The sequence below is a fragment of the Tenacibaculum sp. MAR_2010_89 genome (assembly GCF_900105985.1).
GTDB classification, from domain to species: domain Bacteria; phylum Bacteroidota; class Bacteroidia; order Flavobacteriales; family Flavobacteriaceae; genus Polaribacter; species Polaribacter halocynthiae.
In genome coordinates, this window is record NZ_FNUB01000005.1 from 2,078,424 (window position 1) to 2,095,383 (window position 16,960).

Consider the following 16,960-nt stretch of genomic DNA (forward strand, 5'->3'; position numbering starts at 1 on the left):
AATAGGCAAAATATCAATGAAAAAGGCATTAGTAATTTCTGGAGGAGGAAGTAAAGGAGCATTTGCTGGCGGTGTAGTTGAGTATTTGATGAAAGAAAAAAATAAAAAGTATGATTTATTTTTAGGTACATCTACAGGAAGTTTAATGGTTTCTCATTTAGCTTTGCGTAAAGTAGATGCTTTAAAAGAACTTTATACGAAAGTAAATCAACAATCTATTTTTAGTAATAGCCCTTTTAAAATAAAAACGATTCATGGAGAAAAAGTAATTTCAATTCGTCATAGAAATACTTTATGGAACTTTTTAAAGGGAAGAAAAACATTTGGAGAAAGTAAAAATTTACGACGTTTAATAAGGAAAAACGTTACTAAAGAAATGTATGACGAAATTAGAGAGAAAAATAAAGAAGTAGTTGTTACTATATCTAATTTAACAGCTAATAAAATAGAATATAAATCTATTTTAGATTGCTCTTATGATGATTTTTGTGATTGGATATGGGGATCATGTAATTATGTGCCTTTTATGAGTTTGCTTGAAAAAAATTCTTGCCAATATGCTGATGGAGGCTTTGGTTGCTTAGTTCCTATTAGAGAAGCTATTTTAAGAGGAGCAAAAGAAATTGACGCTATTATTTTAGAAACTGAAGTAACTCAAATAAATAGAATGCCAGCTAAAAATCCTTTTTCTTTAATGCTTAACGTTTTTGATTTTATGTTAGAACATGTTGAAAAGCATAATGTGACTATAGGTAAATTATCAGCTAAACATAATGACGTTAAATTAAATCTTTATTATACACCTACTGTTTTAACAACTAATTCATTAGTTTTTGATAAAAAATTAATGAAAAAATGGTGGAAGCAAGGATATTACCATGCAAAGTATAAAGATGATACTTCAATGAACGATTTTAGAACAGAATTAATTGGAGATAAATGAAATTTGGAAAAGTTGACCATCCAGAATTAATAGATTTTACAATGCCTAATAACACTAAGGCTACTATTGATTTGTTATCTAAAAATAAAATATCTGATAGTCCAAATGTTTATGTAGGGTGTGCAAAATGGAATAAAGCAGATTTAAAAGGTTTTTACCCTAAAGGAACAAAAGATGAATTGGGGTATTATTCTAAACAATTTAATTCAATTGAATTAAATGCAACTTTTTATCGACAATTTTCAGGAGAACAGTTTGCTAAGTGGAAAGATAAAACTCCAAGTGATTTTAAGTTTTTCCCAAAACTGACTCAAGAAATTAGCCATTGGAAACGATTAGAAGGAGTACAAAAAGTTGTGAATTATTATATAGACAATGCACTACGATTAGAAGAGAAATTAGGTACTGTTTTTTTACAAATGCATTCTAATTTTGGATCTAAAAACTTTTCTAAGATAGAAAATTTTGTTAAAAGTTGGCCTAATGAAATTCCTTTAGCAGTTGAGGTTAGGCATCCAGATTGGTATACTGATAAAAGTATTTTTGAAGAGTATACTCAATTATTAGAAGAAAATAATGTAGCTAATGTATTAGTTGATACAGCAGGAAGGAGAGATATGCTTCACATGCGTTTAACAAATAATGAAGCATTTATTCGTTATGTAGGTGCAAATCATATATCGGATTACTCTCGTTTAGATGATTGGGTAGTAAGGTTAAAAGAATGGACAGATTTGGGTTTAAAAAACATTCACTTTTTTATTCATCAAAATTTAGAAGTTGAGTCTCCTTTATTAGCTTCTTATTTCATTAAAAAATTAAACAAAGAACTAAGTATTAATTTAAAAATTCCAAACGAAGATACTAATCAACAAATGTCATTACTGTAAATAAAAAAGCTCTGTTTTTAATACCAGAGCTTTTTATTTATATTTTAAGTATGATTATTTTAAATCAACATACATATTATTATAGTTTGGATTATTTGATTTAGAATTACCAATTGATTCTAATTCAATAATTGTTTTGTTATAAACAGAACCACGTTTACCAGTTGTTATTAATTCAATTGTTCTAGCTAGCAAAGGTTCATTTTTATCGCCTAAAACCCCCATGTTACCATAACTCTCTGGAAGATTTATAGTTGGGTCAATTCCATCTTTATCGTTATAATTGTTTTTATTTACTATTTCTAATACGATAGGCTGCATTGCCCAATTATGATTTTGGTTTACGCCACTTTTTGTAAAATTAGGAGAATCGTATAATGTTACAGATCCGACGTATTTACCATGTGTTTTAGTACCAACAGTTTTTACATTAATGTGGGGAAGCAATCCGTTAATAATTAATTCAGAAGCAGAAGCAGAACTTCCAGTAGTAATAAAATAAATATTAGTTAAGTTCAAACTATTTATAATTTCACTATTTCCAATTTTATCAGGGAATCTATCAATAAGAGCATCAGGTGAAACAATACTCATATATTTTTTGTTCCAAAGTTGTTTTGCAAAAATGTCACCAGTAAATTGTCCAGTAATCATACTTGCTAGCCTTGTTGCAGTTCGAACAGACCCACCACCATTATATCTTAAGTCAATAATTAAATCTTTAACTCCATCTGTTTTAAATTTAGAAAAAGCTAAATTTAATTTAGAATCAAAATTGGCTGTAAAACTATTATACATTAAATACCCAATTTTTTTGCCTCCTTCATCAATAGTTTTGGCAATATGGATTGGATTTTCAGTAAAACTACTTTTACTTAATGAATATGTTGTTGAGTTTGTTATTGGATCTCCACTATTATAATTAGCTAAATGTATTGTATAAGAATTTGATTTTGAAAATAACAAATCTCTATAGTTTTTATCTGTAATAGTTGTACCGTTTACTTTAGTAAAAATCATACCCCTTTTTACACCTTTATTAGCTGCATCTGTACCTGGAACAACATAACGTACATATCCAAAAACATTTGAAGAATTTGTTTTAAATCTTTTTAAACCAAATTCCATTCCAGTAGTTTCTGTTGTACCTTGAAATGATTGCTCTAAAGCAACATAATCACTAACAATCCATGACCATTTATCAACAATGTTTCTTTGATATAATAAACTTTCAAATAGGTTGTCAGGATTGTTGTATGTTGCTAAATAGTTGTTTTTTTGTTGATCTGTAGAAAATTTTCTGTCAGATAAATCTGGGATTTTTTCTTGCCATAAATAAAATTTATTTAAGCCATTCCAAATAAAAGAATTTACCCCATTATTAATTTGGTTAGGTTCTGTTTTTGAGCATCCACTAATAATAAAAGTAATTAAAAGAAGATTTAAAACGATACTTTTTTTCATATTAATTAGTATTAGGTAAATTTTGTGTTATAGTTACGTTTTGATTTAAGTTTCTTTGAGGTGTTATGCTGTTGTATAAATATTCAAAATTATTAGCGTTACACCTTGGTGTTGCACCAACAGCTCCTGATGATATATAATTTAAAACCCTATCTAATATAGGATCTGTATTTTCACCTAAAACTCCCAAGTTCAAAACATCTTCATTTGGGCAAAGTTCCATATTGGGTGTAAATCCGTTTTCATAGGTCACTTTATCTTTATTTAAAAATTTTAAAACAATAGGTTTTAAAGCAAAAGTGTGAGTAACATTTCTGTTGTCAAAATCATAATCTTCTGAATTATATAAAAGAATAGTTCCAGTATTATTACCTTCAGTTTGTCTACCTATAACATGTACATTAATATGAGGTTTCAAACTGTTAATTAATAATTCAGTGGCCGGAGAACCTGTAAATTCATTCCCATTTAAAATAATGTATACATCTGTTAAATTCAAACTATTAATAGCTGTGTTTTTATTTAACTTTTCTGTGAACTTAGTGTTCAATGAATCAGGTTGGTTAATTTCAAACCATGATTGAGCTTTAGTGTTCCATTGTTTTTTTATAAAAACTTCATCTTTAAATTGCCCAGTAATCATAGATGCAATTTTAGTAATATTTTTAGCAAAACTTCCACCTCCAATATTATAGCGAAAATCAATAATTAATTCATTTACCGATTGGTTTTTAAAGTTTAGAAAAGTTGTATTTAAGTCACTAATGTAATTTGTAGAAAAATCATTGTTATAAATTAGGTAACCTATATTATTAGTCCTATTTGTTATTACTTTTTCATGAAATACAGCAGGAAAGTCATATTGAGCTTTAACTAAAGCTACCCTTTTTGTATTAGGAGTAACAATAGTACCATTAAAATTAGCCATTTCTAATGTATATGCATTTTGATTAGTAACTAGCAATGATTGAAAATTAGTTCTTGTTAGTTGTACATTATCAACAGCATGAAAAAATTCACCACGAGTAATATTTTTCGTAGCTGCATCTGAATTAGGCAAAATATGTGTTACATACCCTAATACATTCTCAGTACTTCCTGGTTCGGCAATGATTCCAAATTCTAATCCACTGGTAATGGCATTTCTTTTAGGATTTTCTATGGTTGTATAATCATCTAAAAGTGTAGATCTATCATCATTAGCTATTAATAAGCTTTTAAATAAATTTTGATTATCATTAAATCCATTTAAATAATCATATAATTGCTGATCAGAAGAAAAACGTCTATCAGATAAGTCAGGAATTTGATCTTGCCATAAGTAATAGGCATTTAATCCTTTCCATACAAAATCTTGTACTTCAATATTCTCAGGAGTAGGTTCTTTTTCACTACAAGAAGTTATAGTAAAAAAAACAAGTAAGAATAAAGGTATTTTAAAAAATTTCATATAGTAGGCTTTTGCTAAAAATTATAACGCAATTTAATGAATTATATTATTTTTTTTATAATTGATGTAACAAACATTATACTGTGTCGTCGTAATTATGTAAACCTGATAAAAAAGAATAAAATTATTTATAAGTTTACCTAACTAATTAACTAAACAATGAATCAATCAAACTTTTTAAAAGTTGTTTTACCATTTAAAGACAAGGTCTTTCGTTTGGCAAAAAGATTGTTAGTTTCTACAGAAGAAGCTGAAGATGCCACACAAGAGTTGTTTTTAAAGTTATGGAGAAATAAAGGAAAACTTTCAGAGTATAAAAATGTTGAAGCTTTTGCTATGACTATGACAAAAAATTATTGTTTTGATAGATTAAAATCTAAGCAAGCAGGTAATTTAACATTAGTTCACAGTAATTATAAAGAAAAAGAAACACCATTAGAAAAAAAAGTAGAAAATAACGATACAGTAAACCAAGTACACAGGCTAATTGAAAAACTACCAGAACAGCAAAAAATAATAATTCAATTAAGAGATATTGAAGAGTATGATTTTGATGAAATATGTAAAGTGGTTGATATGAAACCGACAGCAGTAAGGGTAGCACTTTCAAGAGCAAGAAAAACAATAAGACAAGAATTAATAAAAAAGCACAACTATGGAGTTAGCTAGCATAGAAAAGTTATTAGATAAATATTTAAACGCAGAAACAACTTTGCAAGAAGAGAAAGTATTACAAAAGTACTTTAGAAGTAATAATGTAGCACCTCACTTGCATGAATATAGTGTAATGTTTAATTATTTTAAAGAAAGTAAAGATGAAGTTTTTACGAAAACCATTCAGTTAAAACCTGAGATAAAAAGAAAAAAGAACTGGAAATGGTTATCAGTAGCAGCATCAGTAGTTTTATTAATTAGTATTTACACAGGGAAACAAAAGTATGATGAGCATTTACAGAGAAAACAGTTTGCACAAATAAAAGAGGCATTGCAAATGGTTTCAATCAACTTAAATAAAGGAAACGAAGCATTATATGCAGTTTCAAGTAACATTAATAAAGGAAAAAATGCAATTGGACAGTTGAGTACCTATGAAAATACTGTAAATAAAGTAATAAAAACAGTAAACAATTAATTAAAATACCAAGTAAACTAAAAATAAACCAAGTACATTAAAAATAGAATATCATGAAAAAAATAATATTTATACTAGCATTTATCATAACATCAAGCATATCATTTGGACAATCAATGTTCGATAAATTAGAAGATTTAGACGAAGTATCAGCTGTAGTAGTAACAAAAGATATGTTTGTTTTACTAGAGAAGTTTCCAGATGCAAAATCTGATGATATGGAAATATTTAACATGGCTAAAGGATTAAATGAGTTAAAGATATTTTCTACTGAAGATGGAAGTGTAGCTTCTAAAATGGAAAGTATGGTAAATAAGGCTATTAAAAGTTCTAATTTAACTCAATTAATGCGTGTTAAAGATAAAAATTCACGAGTAAAAATTTATATTAAGGCAACAAAAAACAAAGAAATAGTTAGTGAAGTATTGATGTTTGTAAAAAACATGAATAAAGGAGGTGATAATAAATCAAGTTCTACGGTTATTTCATTATCTGGTGAAATAGATGTAAATAAGCTGTCAAAAATTGCCAATAAATACTCAAAAAATAAGTAGTAAAGATTAAAGGAGAGTTGAACTCTTAGTTCAACTTTCTTTTTCATTAATTTAAAAATTAAGAACATGAAAAAACTATATATATATTCCATAATGCTTTTTGCATTAGTAATTGTTTCTTGTAATAATAAAGAATCTTTACAAACTTATTTAGTAGATAGTCAAGATAAAAAAGGTTTTATATCATTAGATATTCCAGCAAGTGTTGTACAATTAACTTCAGATAGTACTAGTGAAGAAGACAAAAAAGCTTACGAAAGTATTAGAAAAATAAACGTTACTGGATTACCGTATACTAATACTGACGATGCTACTTACGAGGCTGAGAAAAAAAAGATAAAAGATATTTTAAGTAAATCATCTTATAAAAAGTTAATGAATTTTAAAAAAGATGGAATGAATGCAGCTATTTATTACTCAGGAGAGACTGATGCAATAGATGAGATAGTTGCTTTAGGTTACGGTAAAAAATTAGGTGTTGGTATTGCTCGTATATTAGGAAAAGACATGAATCCTGCTAAAATTATGGACATGATGCAAAAAGCAAAAATTAATACTGATAATGTTAACCTAGATCAGTTTAAAATGATTTTTAAAGATAAATAAAAAATAAAACAAACTTTTTTTAACCATTATACTTCATTGTATAATGGTTTTTTCTTTTTAACGGCTCATTAACAAGCCTAACGTCATATTTTCTTATTTTTGAAATTCCACAACTTTTTAATTACGGTATAATATTACTAAAACGAAAAAGTTTAATTAGTTAAGAAAAAATTTATGAAGTTTCAAAAACCGTTTATCCTCGTATTTTTATTTTTTTTTAAGATAACGCTAGTACAGTCTCAGGGAGTGTATAGAGCCGAGCATGAAAAAATACATGATATAATTCACACTAAATTAAAAGTTGATTTTAATTTTAAAGAGAAAACATTAAATGGTGAAGAATGGGTTACTTTAAAACCTCATTTTTATGATACTGATAGATTAATTTTAGATGCCAAAGCAATGATTATTCATTCTGTAATGTTGAATGATAAAAAATTAAGTTATAATTATGATAATTATAAGTTAATTATTGATTTGCAACGCATGTATAAACGTGATGAAAAATTTACTGTTTATATAAAATATACAGCACAACCAGAAAAAGTTAAACAAAAAGGAAGCGCTGCGATTACATCAGCAAAAGGGTTGTATTTTATAAATCCAACAGGTTTGGATAAAAATAAGCCTACACAGATTTGGACACAAGGAGAAACTGAAGCAAGTAGTTGTTGGTTTCCAACCATTGATGCTCCGAATCAAAAAACTTCACAAGAAATTTATATAACTGTTCCTGGAAAGTTTGTTACACTATCCAATGGTAAATTAGAAAAACAGACAAAAAATAGTAATGGTACTAGAACAGATTATTGGAATTTTACACAAAAACATGCTCCTTATTTATTTTTTATAGGGGTAGGGGAATATGAGGTTGTTAAGGATTCATATAAAAACATTCCAGTTAATTATTATGTAGAAAAAAAATACGCCCCATTTGCAAAACAGATTTTTGGAAATACACCAGAAATGCTGGCTTTTTTCTCAAAAGTTACAGGAATTGAATATCCTTGGAATAAATATGCTCAAATTATAGGAAGAGACTACGTAAGTGGAGCTATGGAAAATACAACAGCTGTAATTCATGGTGAGCAAGCATATCAAATGCCAGGGCAATTAATTGATGAGAATACACATGAAAATACGATTGCTCATGAAGCTTTTCATCATTGGTTTGGAAATTTAGTAACTGCAGAAAGTTGGAGTAATTTAACAGTAAATGAAAGTTTTGCAAACTATAGTGAATATTTATGGCTGGCTCATAAATATGGTAAGAATGAAGCAGAAGCTCATTTATTAGAGGATAGAGAGGCGTATAAAAATGGACAAAATTTTGATAAACATTTAGTGCGTTTTGACTATGATAGTAGAGAAGATATGTTTGATGCTGTTAGTTATAATAAAGGAGGGGCAATTTTACATATGTTAAAAAATTATTTAGGGAACGATGCTTTTTTTGAAGGGTTGAATAAATATTTATCACAAAATAAATACAAAACTGCAGAAGTACATCAATTACGTTTAGCTTTTGAAGAAGTTAGCGGAAAAGATTTGAATTGGTTTTTTAATCAATGGTATTTTAATAGTGGACATCCAAAATTAAACATATCTTATGATTATAATAAATTACGTAAAACAGTAACTATTAATATTATCCAAGATCAAGCCAATGAGTTTAAATTCCCTTTAGCAATTGATATTTTTGAAGGAAGTAAAAAAACGCGTCATCAGGTTTTTGTTACTGGTAAAGATGCCTCTTTTACCTTTCCATTTATAAAGCATCCTAACCTGATACAGATTAATTCTGATGGTGTTTTATTATGCGATATCATAGAGAATAAAATTTTAAGCGATTATATTCATCAGTTAAAATATGCTGAAAATTATGCTCATAAAAAGGAAGCTTTATTAGAGGTATCTAAAAGGCAAGATGATAAAAAAGCATTCAGAGCAATAGCAAATGCAATGAACGATGATTTTTATAAGATTAGGATTTTAGCTTTAGAGAATATTAATTTAATTAATAAATATTCAAAGAAAGCAGTAATAAACAAGATTAAACAAATAGCAATGCAAGACACTAAAACATTAGTGCAAGCGGCTGCTATAGAAACGTTAGGTAAATTAACTGATCTAGAATTAAAGCCCGCCTTTGAAAAAGGATTACAGAGTAAATCATATGCAGTTTTAGGAAAGTCATTAGTGGCAATGTATTATGTTGATAAGCAACTAGCAATACAAAAATCAAAAACATTACCATTAGAAGTCAAAAAGATAATAGCAACTCCTTTAACACGTATATATTTAGAAGAAAATGATGAAGATGAATTAAATTTTATTGCAAGTAATGTAATGTCGGGCATGTTTTTGAGTCAAAATAAAAAGATTCAATCATTATATAAAAAAGCATATGATAAAATAGCTAAGAGTAATAACTTTAATGCAATACAAAATTTATCAAATGATATTGTAGCAAAAGGAATACAGTATAAACAATATAGTTTTGATAAGGTAGGAGTTAATTTATTACGTCAAATGGTTCAGATGCAGAAAAAAGAAAATCATACTAATAAGCATCAAAATATAGAGGTTATTAAAACAGCAATGGCTAAATTATTAGAGTAATTAAAGTTGTGATTTTATAAAAATGAGTATTTGAATCTGAAAAAATTAATAAAATAAAAGTTAATAAATGAAAGGTTTAAAATTAGTTGTAGCATTTTTAGTATTGGCAGTTTTCTTTAGTTTTAAAGAAAAAGCTCCTAAAAAGGTAATTAAAGAAACTCAAAAATTAGAAGTAGCATATTTTGCTAGTGGTTGTTTTTGGTGTGTTGAGGCAGTATTTGAAAGTGTAAAGGGAGTAGAAGAAGCAGTTTCTGGTTATTCAGGAGGTTTTACTAAAAATCCAACATATCAAAAGATAGGAACAGGTAGAACTGGACATGCAGAAGCGGTGGCTGTTTATTACAATCCTAAAAAAGTAAGTTTTAAAACTTTAGTAACTGTTTTTTATGGTTCTCATAATCCAACAACCGTTAATGGACAACATCCTGATTATGGATCACAGTATAGGTCTATTGCTTTTTATAAAAATCAAGGTGAAAAGGAAATAATAGAAAACGCAATTAAAAAATTAAACAAAGAGGTTTATAATGGTAAAATAGCTACCGAAGTAACAAAATTTAAGAAGTTTTATAAGGCTGAAGAATACCATCAAAATTATGAACGATTACATCCTGAAAATTCTTATGTAAAGAACGTTTCTATACCAAGGTTAAATCGATTTAAAAGAAAATTTCCTCATTTATTAAAATAATACCTAAAAGTAAATCATAAAAAACAGCCATTACAAATATATTTGTAATGGCTGTTTTTTAATAATGAATAAAATAGTATTATTTTTTTCTATACCAATAAGCGGTTCTTCCAAGTAAAGAAAAGCCAATGTACCCTCTAATTTTAAGCTTGTTTTTATCTTCTAGTTTAATGTAACATTTGTATTCTTTTCCATTTTTTGGGTCTAGAATTTTCCCACCATTCCATTCTTTTCCATCCTTTTTTAAACCAGATAAAATATTCATGCCTAAAATAGCTTTGTTTTTTTGTTTACCAGTACATTTATCACAAACTGCAGTTTGCCTGTTTTGATCAGTAATTTCAATAATTTTAGCATATGCTTTTCCATCTTTTTGATAAACCTCAATAACACTATCTACCTTGTTTGTTTCTTCATCTCTATTTTCCCATTTACCAAAAATAGATTGAGCATTAATGTTTGTGAATATTAAGGTTAAAATAAAAGTAAGAAGTAATTTTTTCATTTTTATATGTTTATTATAAGTGTTATGCAAATACTATACCTTAAAAGGGCTGTAGTTTTTTATGTTTTATTTAATTTTTCATTAGTAATAGTAATGAGCAGGTAAAAGCTATGAATTCAAAAAAAATTCTACTCCAATGCCAATTCCCCCATTTTATTAACTCTTTTTGAAGTTTTTTATTATCTATACTTCTTTCTGAAAAACTCTTATTAGTTTTTCGAAAATACAAAAAATAGGTTAGAAAAAAAGCTATTGTAGAAAAGCCCATTACTCCTAATAAAAGATTGTTTTTATTTGTTTGACAAAAAATATGAACAATAATAGTAATTAAAGGAACAAATACTGCTGCGATAGTTAATGGAGCAAAAAAATGATGAATTTTTTTACCATAGACTTTATGTAATTCAAAGAAGTCATTTTCTTTCAAATTTTTCCAGTAGGGAACTAAAAGAAAGGCTTCTGCAATTTGAGCTCCTAGAAAGATGCCTAATATTCCACTAGATAATAATAGAAGTACTACCATCATTTAAGATTTTTGGTTTTTAAATTTCTATAAAAAATATGTGTTTTAAAATTAATGAGTTTTGTTTGAGTTACACTTAAATAATATTTATTAAGATTAGTAGGTGATAAATACTTCATATTAGTAATTGTTTTTAAATTTATGATAGAACAAAATTGGACCACCTTTTTATCTATTTCAATTACATATGTACATAAATCACAATTGAAGGATTTTTTTTCTAATCCTACTTAATTGAGTTGCAGATATTCCTAAATATGAAGCAATATAATATTGAGGAATTAAAGCTTCAAGAGAAGGGAATTCTTTTCTTAGAATTAAGTATCGCTTATCAGCGTCAAGCAGAGCCATTTCTATTTCTTTTTTTTCTTTTTCTAAAAAATAAAGTTCCGCTATTTTTCTACCCAACCGTTCTATTTCATGGAAGTCGTTGTATAACCCTTCAATTCTTTCATAATCTGCTACGAGAATCTTGCAATCAGTTAATGCTTGTTGGGCAATAGTATTTGGTTGCTTGAGAAGTAATGATGTGTAAGCACCAATTATAGAAGGCCCAATAAAAAATTGTTTATTATATTCTTTTCCTTTTTCATTAAAAAAAAATGCTCGTACAATCCCTTCTTGTAAGAAGCCAATTTTACGAGCATACTCTCCCTCACGAACAAAAAAATCCTTTTTTTGTAATTGAAGTGGAGTAAAACATTTCTCTAGTTCTCGAAATACATTTTCATTTAGGTAACTAATATTGTTTATATACTCTTTAAGTTTATTCATTTTAAGTGATTACTTTAAAAAGTACCCTTAATCATACTGGGCATCAAAATTGTCGTCCCATTTTTTTTGTACTCTCATTACCTGTTCAATAATGTCTCTAGCACAACCTTCACCACCTTTTTTATCTGAAATATATTTAGCTACTTGCTGAATTTCTCTAGCACCATCACTAGGGCTACATGGCATTCCTACAAGTTTCATAACAGGATAATCAGGAATGTCATCACCCATGTATAGCACATTTTCAGATTTCAAATGGTATTTATTAACCAATTCGTTGTACTGTTCAGTTTTATTATGAGCACCTAAGTAAATATCAGTAATACCAAGATTTGATAACCTGGTTCTAACACCTTCATTTTTTCCTCCAGAAATAATACAAACTCTAAAACCAGCCTTTACTGCTGCTTTTAAAGCATAGCCATCTTTTATATTCATATTTCTAATTAATTGCCCATCAGGCATAACGGTAACAATTCCATTAGTTAACACTCCGTCAACATCAAAAATTAATGTATCAATTTGAGGTAGTATTTCTTTATAACTTTTTTCCATTTATAATTGACTCTGTTAATATTGTATAAATTTCTTGTTGTTTATTAGTAAGCAAATCTAAGTGATTTTTTATTGTTTTGGTATCATTTCTTTTAGCTGGCCCTGTTTGGGCATCTTCAGGAGAAAGCGATTGAATTTTTAAAGCTGTTTCTTTAATTAATGGATATAAAACTTCAAAAGGAACATCATATTTACTACAAATGTCATTACCTATTGTATATAAGTGGTTAACAAAATTATTTACAAATACAGCTGCTACATGTAAATGCTTTCTTTGTTCAGAATTTATGAAATATATTTTTTTACCTATAGATAAAGCTAGTGTTTCTAAAGTTTTTAAATCGTCTTTATTTTCAGCTTCTAGGCAAAAAGGAATAGTATCAAAATCTACTTTTTTATCTTTTGAAAAACTTTGCAATAAATAAAAAACACCTTTTCTTCCACTGTTATTCAATGAGTTTATAGAAACACTTCCTGATGTATGTACAACTAAACCTTTTGTTTTTATTTTTGAAGAAATTGTACCAATGGCATTATCAGAAACTGCAATAATGTATATATCAGCTTCTTTTAACAACTCTATATTATTTGTTATAGAAACATGGTTTTTTAAGTGAGTTATTTTTGTTATATCTCTAGCATATACTTGAATTAATTGAATATCAGTTTTTGGTAGTAAAATATCTATTAAATGGCTAGCAACATTTCCAGCTCCAAGAATAACAACTTTAATCATAAAAGCGAAGATATTGATTTTATCTAAAGACCTTTGTTATTTTTTTTGCATATTTGCCATATGATTGTTTAAGTTTTACTTCGTACATACCTATTTAAAATAGAACCTTGTAAATACAAGGTTTATAATATTACGTTTAAAACAATATTAAAATGACTGAAAACAATCAAACTTCAAAACAGAATATATTTTCACTTTTTAAAGATGCTGTACTAGGAAGACAGCAAGATTTTACACAAGGAAGCATTAAAAAAGCAGTTTTTATGTTAGCTATCCCTATGATACTTGAAATGCTAATGGAATCTATTTTTGCTTTAGTAGATATTATTTATGTATCAAGAGTAAGTGTAAACGCTGTAGCTACTGTTGGTCTTACAGAATCGGTATTAACACTAGTTTATGCAGTAGCAATAGGTTTAAGTATGGCAGCAACTGCTTTAATAGCAAGAAGAACTGGAGAAAAAGATAGTGTAGGGGCAAATCAAACTGCTGTTCAAGTTATTTTTTTAGGTATAGGAATATCTATATTAATTAGTATTTTAGGAATTGTATACCCAAAAGAAATTTTAGCTTTAATGGGAGGTGAACCAAATTTAATAGAAGAAGGTTTTGGTTATACTAGAGTATTATTAGGTGGGAATATTACAGTGATGTTACTTTTTTTAATTAATGCCATATTTAGAGGAGCTGGGAATGCTTCTATTGCTATGTGGACGTTGATTTTATCTAATGGGTTAAATATAATTTTAGATCCTATTTTTATTTTTGGATTAGGCCCTATACCTGCTTATGGGGTTGAAGGAGCTGCAATTGCTACTACAATTGGAAGGGGAGTAGCAGTAATAACTCAACTGTTAATTTTATTTTATGGAAAGGGAAAAATAAAATTAGTTATAAAAGATTTAGTATTAAATATAGCTTTAATTTTTAATATTATAAAAGTTTCACTTGGAGGTATTGGTCAATTTATTATAGGAACTTCAAGTTGGGTGTTTTTGATGAGAATAATGTCGGAATTTGGAAGTGAAGTGTTAGCAGGATATACCATTGCTATTAGGATCATGATGTTTACATTAATGCCAGCTTGGGGAATGAGTAATGCAGCTGCAACATTAGTAGGGCAAAATTTAGGTGCAAATAAACCTGATAGAGCTGAAAAGTCAGTTTGGATTACGAGTAAATATTGTGCTTATTTTATGGGAATTGTATCTGTAGTGTATATACTTTTTGCATCTACTTTTTTAGAATGGTTTTCTAATAATCCTGAAGTAGTTAGTAATGGGGCTTTATGTTTACAAGTAATAGCAGCTGGTTATATTGCTTATGCTTATGGTATGGTAGTAATTCAATCTTTTAATGGTTCAGGAGATACAAAAACACCAACATTAATAAATTTTGGTTGTTTCTGGTTGTTTCAACTTCCATTTGCTTATTTAATGGCAATTACATTTGATTTTGGTCCTCAAGGGGTATTTTGGGCAATTACATTGGCTGAGGTTTTAATAGCAATTATAGGTATATTACTTTTCAAAAAAGGAAAATGGAAAACAGTGAAGGTATAAGGTAGTTTTTGTAACTTTAGCTACTAAAGTTTTTCAAATGAATAAAAATACTAATTTAGGAATAAATACAATTTGTACACATGTAGGTGAATTAAAGGATGAACAGTTTAAAGGAGCTATTTCACCCTTATATATGTCTACCTCATATCAGTTTGATAGTGTTGATGTAAAGAGGTATCCAAGATATTTTAACACTCCAAATCAAGAAGCCTTATGTAAAAAAATAGCTGCCTTAGAAAAAACTGATGACGCCTTAATTTTTGGATCAGGTATGGCTGCAGTTAGCACTAGTTTATTAGCTTTTTTAAAACAAGGAGATCATGTAGTTTTACAAGAAACATTGTATGGGGGTACTTATAATTTTGTGGTAGAAGAGTTTGATAAGTTTGGAATAGAGTATTCATTTACTAAAAGTTTAGCGATTAAAGATTTTGAAAGAGAAGTAAAAAGTAATACTCGTGTAATTTTTATAGAAACCCCTTCTAATCCGCTATTAAAAATTGTAGATATGAATGAAGTTTCTCTTTTAGCAAAGAAACATGGAATTATTACGATGATTGATAATACGTTTGCATCTCCTATAAATCAAACTCCAATAGATTTTGGGATTGATATTATGATACATTCTGCAACAAAGTATATGGGAGGGCACTCTGATATTTTAGCAGGGGCAGTGGCAGCTTCAGAAGAACATGTGAAAAGAATATGGAATATAGCAAAAAACTTAGGAGGTAGTTTAAGTGATTTTACAGTTTGGATGTTAGAGCGTAGTTTAAAAACTTTAAACTTACGTGTAAAAAGACAAAGTAAGAATGCACTTAAAATGGCAAAGTATTTAGAGAAAAATAAATATATAGATACTGTATATTATCCTGGATTAAAATCACATGAAAACTATAAATTGGCAAAGGCTCAAATGAAATATTTTGGAGGTATGCTGTCTTTTGAATTAATAAAAGAAATAGACACGATGAAATTTCAACGTAATTTACAGTTAATAAAACCGTCTATGAGTTTAGCAGGAGTAGAAAGTACTGTATTAAGCCCAGCACAAACATCTCATGCTTTGCTTTCAAAAGAAGAGAGAGACAGTCAAGGAATAAAAGATGGATTAATTCGTTTTTCTGTGGGAATAGAAGAAACAGAAGATTTAATAGAAGATATAGAACAAGCTTTATATAATACGATAAAATGAAATTAGACATATTAGCATTTGGAGCACACCCAGATGATGTAGAATTAGGTTGCAGTGCAACTATAGCCAAAGAAATTTCTTTAGGTAAAAAAGTAGGAATAGTTGATTTAACTCGTGGAGAATTGGGAACTAGAGGTTCTGCAGAAATAAGAGATCAAGAAGCTGCAAATGCTGCAAAAATTTTAGGAGTATCTGTTAGAGAGAATTTAAAGTTTGCTGATGGTTTTTTTACGAATGATAAGCAGCATCAGTTAGAAGTGATTAAAATGATTAGGAAGTATCAACCGGAGATTGTTTTATGTAATGCTGTTGATGATAGGCATATTGATCACCCAAAAGGAAGTAAGTTAGTATCTGATGCTTGTTTTTTAAGTGGACTATTAAAAATAGAAACAACTATTGAAGGAGTAAACCAAGAAAAATGGAGACCAAAACAAGTGTATCATTATATACAATGGAAAAATATAGAACCAGACTTTGTAATTGATGTATCTGGTTATATGGATAAGAAGATTGATGCTGTATTGGCATACTCTTCTCAGTTTTATGATCCTAAAAGTGCAGAGCCTGAAACACCAATAACAAGTAAAAATTTCACAGATAGTATTAATTACCGGGCAAGAGACCTAGGAAGGTTAATTGGAGTTGATTTTGCAGAAGGCTTTACATCAGAACGTTACGTTGCTGCTGAAAATTTAAGTAAATTTATTTAAAAAAAAGTTTTGTAGATATCAGAAACAGTCTTATATTTGCACTCG

At 28.2% G+C, this 16,960-nt stretch carries 18 protein-coding genes; 11 read left to right on the forward strand and 7 right to left on the reverse strand.

Features of this window, described 5'->3' with window-relative positions; all coding sequences use genetic code 11:
• Nucleotides 1-16 precede the first annotated feature (16 nt).
• Nucleotides 17-943 (forward strand): patatin-like phospholipase family protein, encoded by a 927-nt coding sequence (locus tag BLV71_RS12530; protein ID WP_093870883.1) that lies wholly within the window; start codon nucleotides 17-19, stop codon nucleotides 941-943.
• Nucleotides 940-1,833, forward strand: coding sequence for a DUF72 domain-containing protein (locus BLV71_RS12535; RefSeq protein WP_093870884.1), 894 nt, complete (start codon nucleotides 940-942; stop codon nucleotides 1,831-1,833). Before BLV71_RS12530 ends, BLV71_RS12535 begins: the two co-directional genes overlap by 4 nt.
• Nucleotides 1,834-1,887: 54 nt before the next feature.
• On the opposite strand, the gene BLV71_RS12540 is transcribed toward BLV71_RS12535, so the two are convergent.
• Together BLV71_RS12540 and BLV71_RS12545 are read right to left on the reverse strand one after the other, a co-directional pair.
• Nucleotides 1,888-3,297 carry a S41 family peptidase gene (locus BLV71_RS12540; protein WP_233487081.1) on the reverse strand — a complete coding sequence of 470 codons (1,410 nt, stop codon included), beginning with the start codon at nucleotides 3,295-3,297 and terminating at the stop codon, nucleotides 1,888-1,890.
• A 1-nt stretch (nucleotide 3,298) separates the two neighbouring features.
• Nucleotides 3,299-4,747, reverse strand: a complete 1,449-nt coding sequence (locus tag BLV71_RS12545) for a S41 family peptidase (RefSeq protein ID WP_093870886.1) — start codon at nucleotides 4,745-4,747, stop codon at nucleotides 3,299-3,301.
• Between the two features lie 159 nt (nucleotides 4,748-4,906).
• Between BLV71_RS12545 and BLV71_RS12550 the strand changes: the two genes are divergently transcribed.
• The 6 genes from BLV71_RS12550 to msrA all read left to right on the forward strand — a co-directional run bounded on the left by BLV71_RS12550 (nucleotide 4,907) and on the right by msrA (nucleotide 10,352).
• Nucleotides 4,907-5,416 carry an RNA polymerase sigma factor gene (locus BLV71_RS12550; protein WP_093870887.1) on the forward strand — a complete coding sequence of 170 codons (510 nt, stop codon included), beginning with the start codon at nucleotides 4,907-4,909 and terminating at the stop codon, nucleotides 5,414-5,416.
• Complete coding sequence (locus BLV71_RS12555; RefSeq protein ID WP_093870888.1) at nucleotides 5,403-5,879, forward strand: hypothetical protein; 477 nt, start codon at nucleotides 5,403-5,405, stop codon at nucleotides 5,877-5,879. Before BLV71_RS12550 ends, BLV71_RS12555 begins: the two co-directional genes overlap by 14 nt.
• A 53-nt stretch (nucleotides 5,880-5,932) precedes the next feature.
• Nucleotides 5,933-6,433, forward strand: a complete 501-nt coding sequence (locus BLV71_RS12560; protein ID WP_093870889.1) for a DUF4252 domain-containing protein — start codon at nucleotides 5,933-5,935, stop codon at nucleotides 6,431-6,433.
• A 66-nt stretch (nucleotides 6,434-6,499) separates the two neighbouring features.
• Nucleotides 6,500-7,039, forward strand: a complete 540-nt coding sequence (locus BLV71_RS12565; protein ID WP_093870890.1) for a DUF4252 domain-containing protein — start codon at nucleotides 6,500-6,502, stop codon at nucleotides 7,037-7,039.
• Nucleotides 7,040-7,285: 246 nt separating this feature from the next.
• Nucleotides 7,286-9,661 (forward strand): M1 family metallopeptidase, encoded by a 2,376-nt coding sequence (locus BLV71_RS12570; protein WP_255405194.1) that lies wholly within the window; start codon nucleotides 7,286-7,288, stop codon nucleotides 9,659-9,661.
• Nucleotides 9,662-9,728: 67 nt separating this feature from the next.
• Nucleotides 9,729-10,352: a peptide-methionine (S)-S-oxide reductase MsrA gene (msrA, locus tag BLV71_RS12575; RefSeq protein WP_093870892.1), complete on the forward strand. Its 624-nt coding sequence runs from the start codon at nucleotides 9,729-9,731 to the stop codon at nucleotides 10,350-10,352.
• 79 nt (nucleotides 10,353-10,431) lie between these two features.
• On the opposite strand, the gene BLV71_RS12580 is transcribed toward msrA, so the two are convergent.
• From BLV71_RS12580 to BLV71_RS12600, 5 genes are all read right to left on the reverse strand, one after another.
• Nucleotides 10,432-10,857 carry a DUF2147 domain-containing protein gene (locus tag BLV71_RS12580; RefSeq protein WP_093870893.1) on the reverse strand — a complete coding sequence of 142 codons (426 nt, stop codon included), beginning with the start codon at nucleotides 10,855-10,857 and terminating at the stop codon, nucleotides 10,432-10,434.
• 70 nt (nucleotides 10,858-10,927) lie between these two features.
• Nucleotides 10,928-11,383 (reverse strand): DUF1772 domain-containing protein, encoded by a 456-nt coding sequence (locus tag BLV71_RS12585; protein ID WP_093870894.1) that lies wholly within the window; start codon nucleotides 11,381-11,383, stop codon nucleotides 10,928-10,930.
• A 195-nt stretch (nucleotides 11,384-11,578) separates the two neighbouring features.
• On the reverse strand, nucleotides 11,579-12,154 hold the full coding sequence (locus BLV71_RS12590) for a Crp/Fnr family transcriptional regulator (protein WP_093870895.1): 576 nt from the start codon (nucleotides 12,152-12,154) through the stop codon (nucleotides 11,579-11,581).
• A gap of 27 nt (nucleotides 12,155-12,181) precedes the next feature.
• A complete protein-coding gene (locus BLV71_RS12595; RefSeq protein ID WP_093870896.1) occupies nucleotides 12,182-12,709 on the reverse strand; it encodes a KdsC family phosphatase in 528 nt (175 codons plus the stop codon).
• Complete coding sequence (locus BLV71_RS12600; protein ID WP_093870897.1) at nucleotides 12,693-13,445, reverse strand: Rossmann-like and DUF2520 domain-containing protein; 753 nt, start codon at nucleotides 13,443-13,445, stop codon at nucleotides 12,693-12,695. The genes BLV71_RS12595 and BLV71_RS12600 overlap by 17 nt, the downstream gene beginning before the upstream one ends.
• A 152-nt stretch (nucleotides 13,446-13,597) precedes the next feature.
• On the opposite strand from BLV71_RS12600, the gene BLV71_RS12605 reads away from it, so the two are divergent.
• Genes BLV71_RS12605 through bshB1 form a run of 3 tightly spaced genes read left to right on the forward strand, consistent with a single transcriptional unit; the run spans nucleotide 13,598 to nucleotide 16,915 of the window.
• The gene (locus BLV71_RS12605; protein WP_093870898.1) at nucleotides 13,598-15,007 is read left to right on the forward strand and encodes an MATE family efflux transporter; all 1,410 of its coding nucleotides are present in this window, start codon (nucleotides 13,598-13,600) and stop codon (nucleotides 15,005-15,007) included.
• Nucleotides 15,008-15,044: 37 nt separating this feature from the next.
• Nucleotides 15,045-16,202 carry a trans-sulfuration enzyme family protein gene (locus tag BLV71_RS12610; RefSeq protein ID WP_093870899.1) on the forward strand — a complete coding sequence of 386 codons (1,158 nt, stop codon included), beginning with the start codon at nucleotides 15,045-15,047 and terminating at the stop codon, nucleotides 16,200-16,202.
• Nucleotides 16,199-16,915, forward strand: a complete 717-nt coding sequence (bshB1, locus tag BLV71_RS12615; protein ID WP_093870900.1) for a bacillithiol biosynthesis deacetylase BshB1 — start codon at nucleotides 16,199-16,201, stop codon at nucleotides 16,913-16,915. The genes BLV71_RS12610 and bshB1 overlap by 4 nt, the downstream gene beginning before the upstream one ends.
• Nucleotides 16,916-16,960 lie beyond the last annotated feature (45 nt).

Bases quoted from the DNA above. Each gene is read 5' to 3' on its own strand.
- BLV71_RS12530 (WP_093870883.1), top strand. From the start codon at position 17: ATGAAAAAGGCATTAGTAATTTCTGGAGGAGGAAGTAAAGGAGCATTT.
- BLV71_RS12535 (WP_093870884.1), top strand. From the start codon at position 940: ATGAAATTTGGAAAAGTTGACCATCCAGAATTAATAGATTTTACAATG.
- BLV71_RS12540 (WP_233487081.1), bottom strand. From the start codon at position 3,297: ATGAAAAAAAGTATCGTTTTAAATCTTCTTTTAATTACTTTTATTATT.
- BLV71_RS12545 (WP_093870886.1), bottom strand. From the start codon at position 4,747: ATGAAATTTTTTAAAATACCTTTATTCTTACTTGTTTTTTTTACTATA.
- BLV71_RS12550 (WP_093870887.1), top strand. From the start codon at position 4,907: ATGAATCAATCAAACTTTTTAAAAGTTGTTTTACCATTTAAAGACAAG.
- BLV71_RS12555 (WP_093870888.1), top strand. From the start codon at position 5,403: ATGGAGTTAGCTAGCATAGAAAAGTTATTAGATAAATATTTAAACGCA.
- BLV71_RS12560 (WP_093870889.1), top strand. From the start codon at position 5,933: ATGAAAAAAATAATATTTATACTAGCATTTATCATAACATCAAGCATA.
- BLV71_RS12565 (WP_093870890.1), top strand. From the start codon at position 6,500: ATGAAAAAACTATATATATATTCCATAATGCTTTTTGCATTAGTAATT.
- msrA (WP_093870892.1), top strand. From the start codon at position 9,729: ATGAAAGGTTTAAAATTAGTTGTAGCATTTTTAGTATTGGCAGTTTTC.
- BLV71_RS12580 (WP_093870893.1), bottom strand. From the start codon at position 10,857: ATGAAAAAATTACTTCTTACTTTTATTTTAACCTTAATATTCACAAAC.
- BLV71_RS12585 (WP_093870894.1), bottom strand. From the start codon at position 11,383: ATGATGGTAGTACTTCTATTATTATCTAGTGGAATATTAGGCATCTTT.
- BLV71_RS12590 (WP_093870895.1), bottom strand. From the start codon at position 12,154: ATGAATAAACTTAAAGAGTATATAAACAATATTAGTTACCTAAATGAA.
- BLV71_RS12595 (WP_093870896.1), bottom strand. From the start codon at position 12,709: ATGGAAAAAAGTTATAAAGAAATACTACCTCAAATTGATACATTAATT.
- BLV71_RS12600 (WP_093870897.1), bottom strand. From the start codon at position 13,445: ATGATTAAAGTTGTTATTCTTGGAGCTGGAAATGTTGCTAGCCATTTA.
- BLV71_RS12605 (WP_093870898.1), top strand. From the start codon at position 13,598: ATGACTGAAAACAATCAAACTTCAAAACAGAATATATTTTCACTTTTT.
- BLV71_RS12610 (WP_093870899.1), top strand. From the start codon at position 15,045: ATGAATAAAAATACTAATTTAGGAATAAATACAATTTGTACACATGTA.
- bshB1 (WP_093870900.1), top strand. From the start codon at position 16,199: ATGAAATTAGACATATTAGCATTTGGAGCACACCCAGATGATGTAGAA.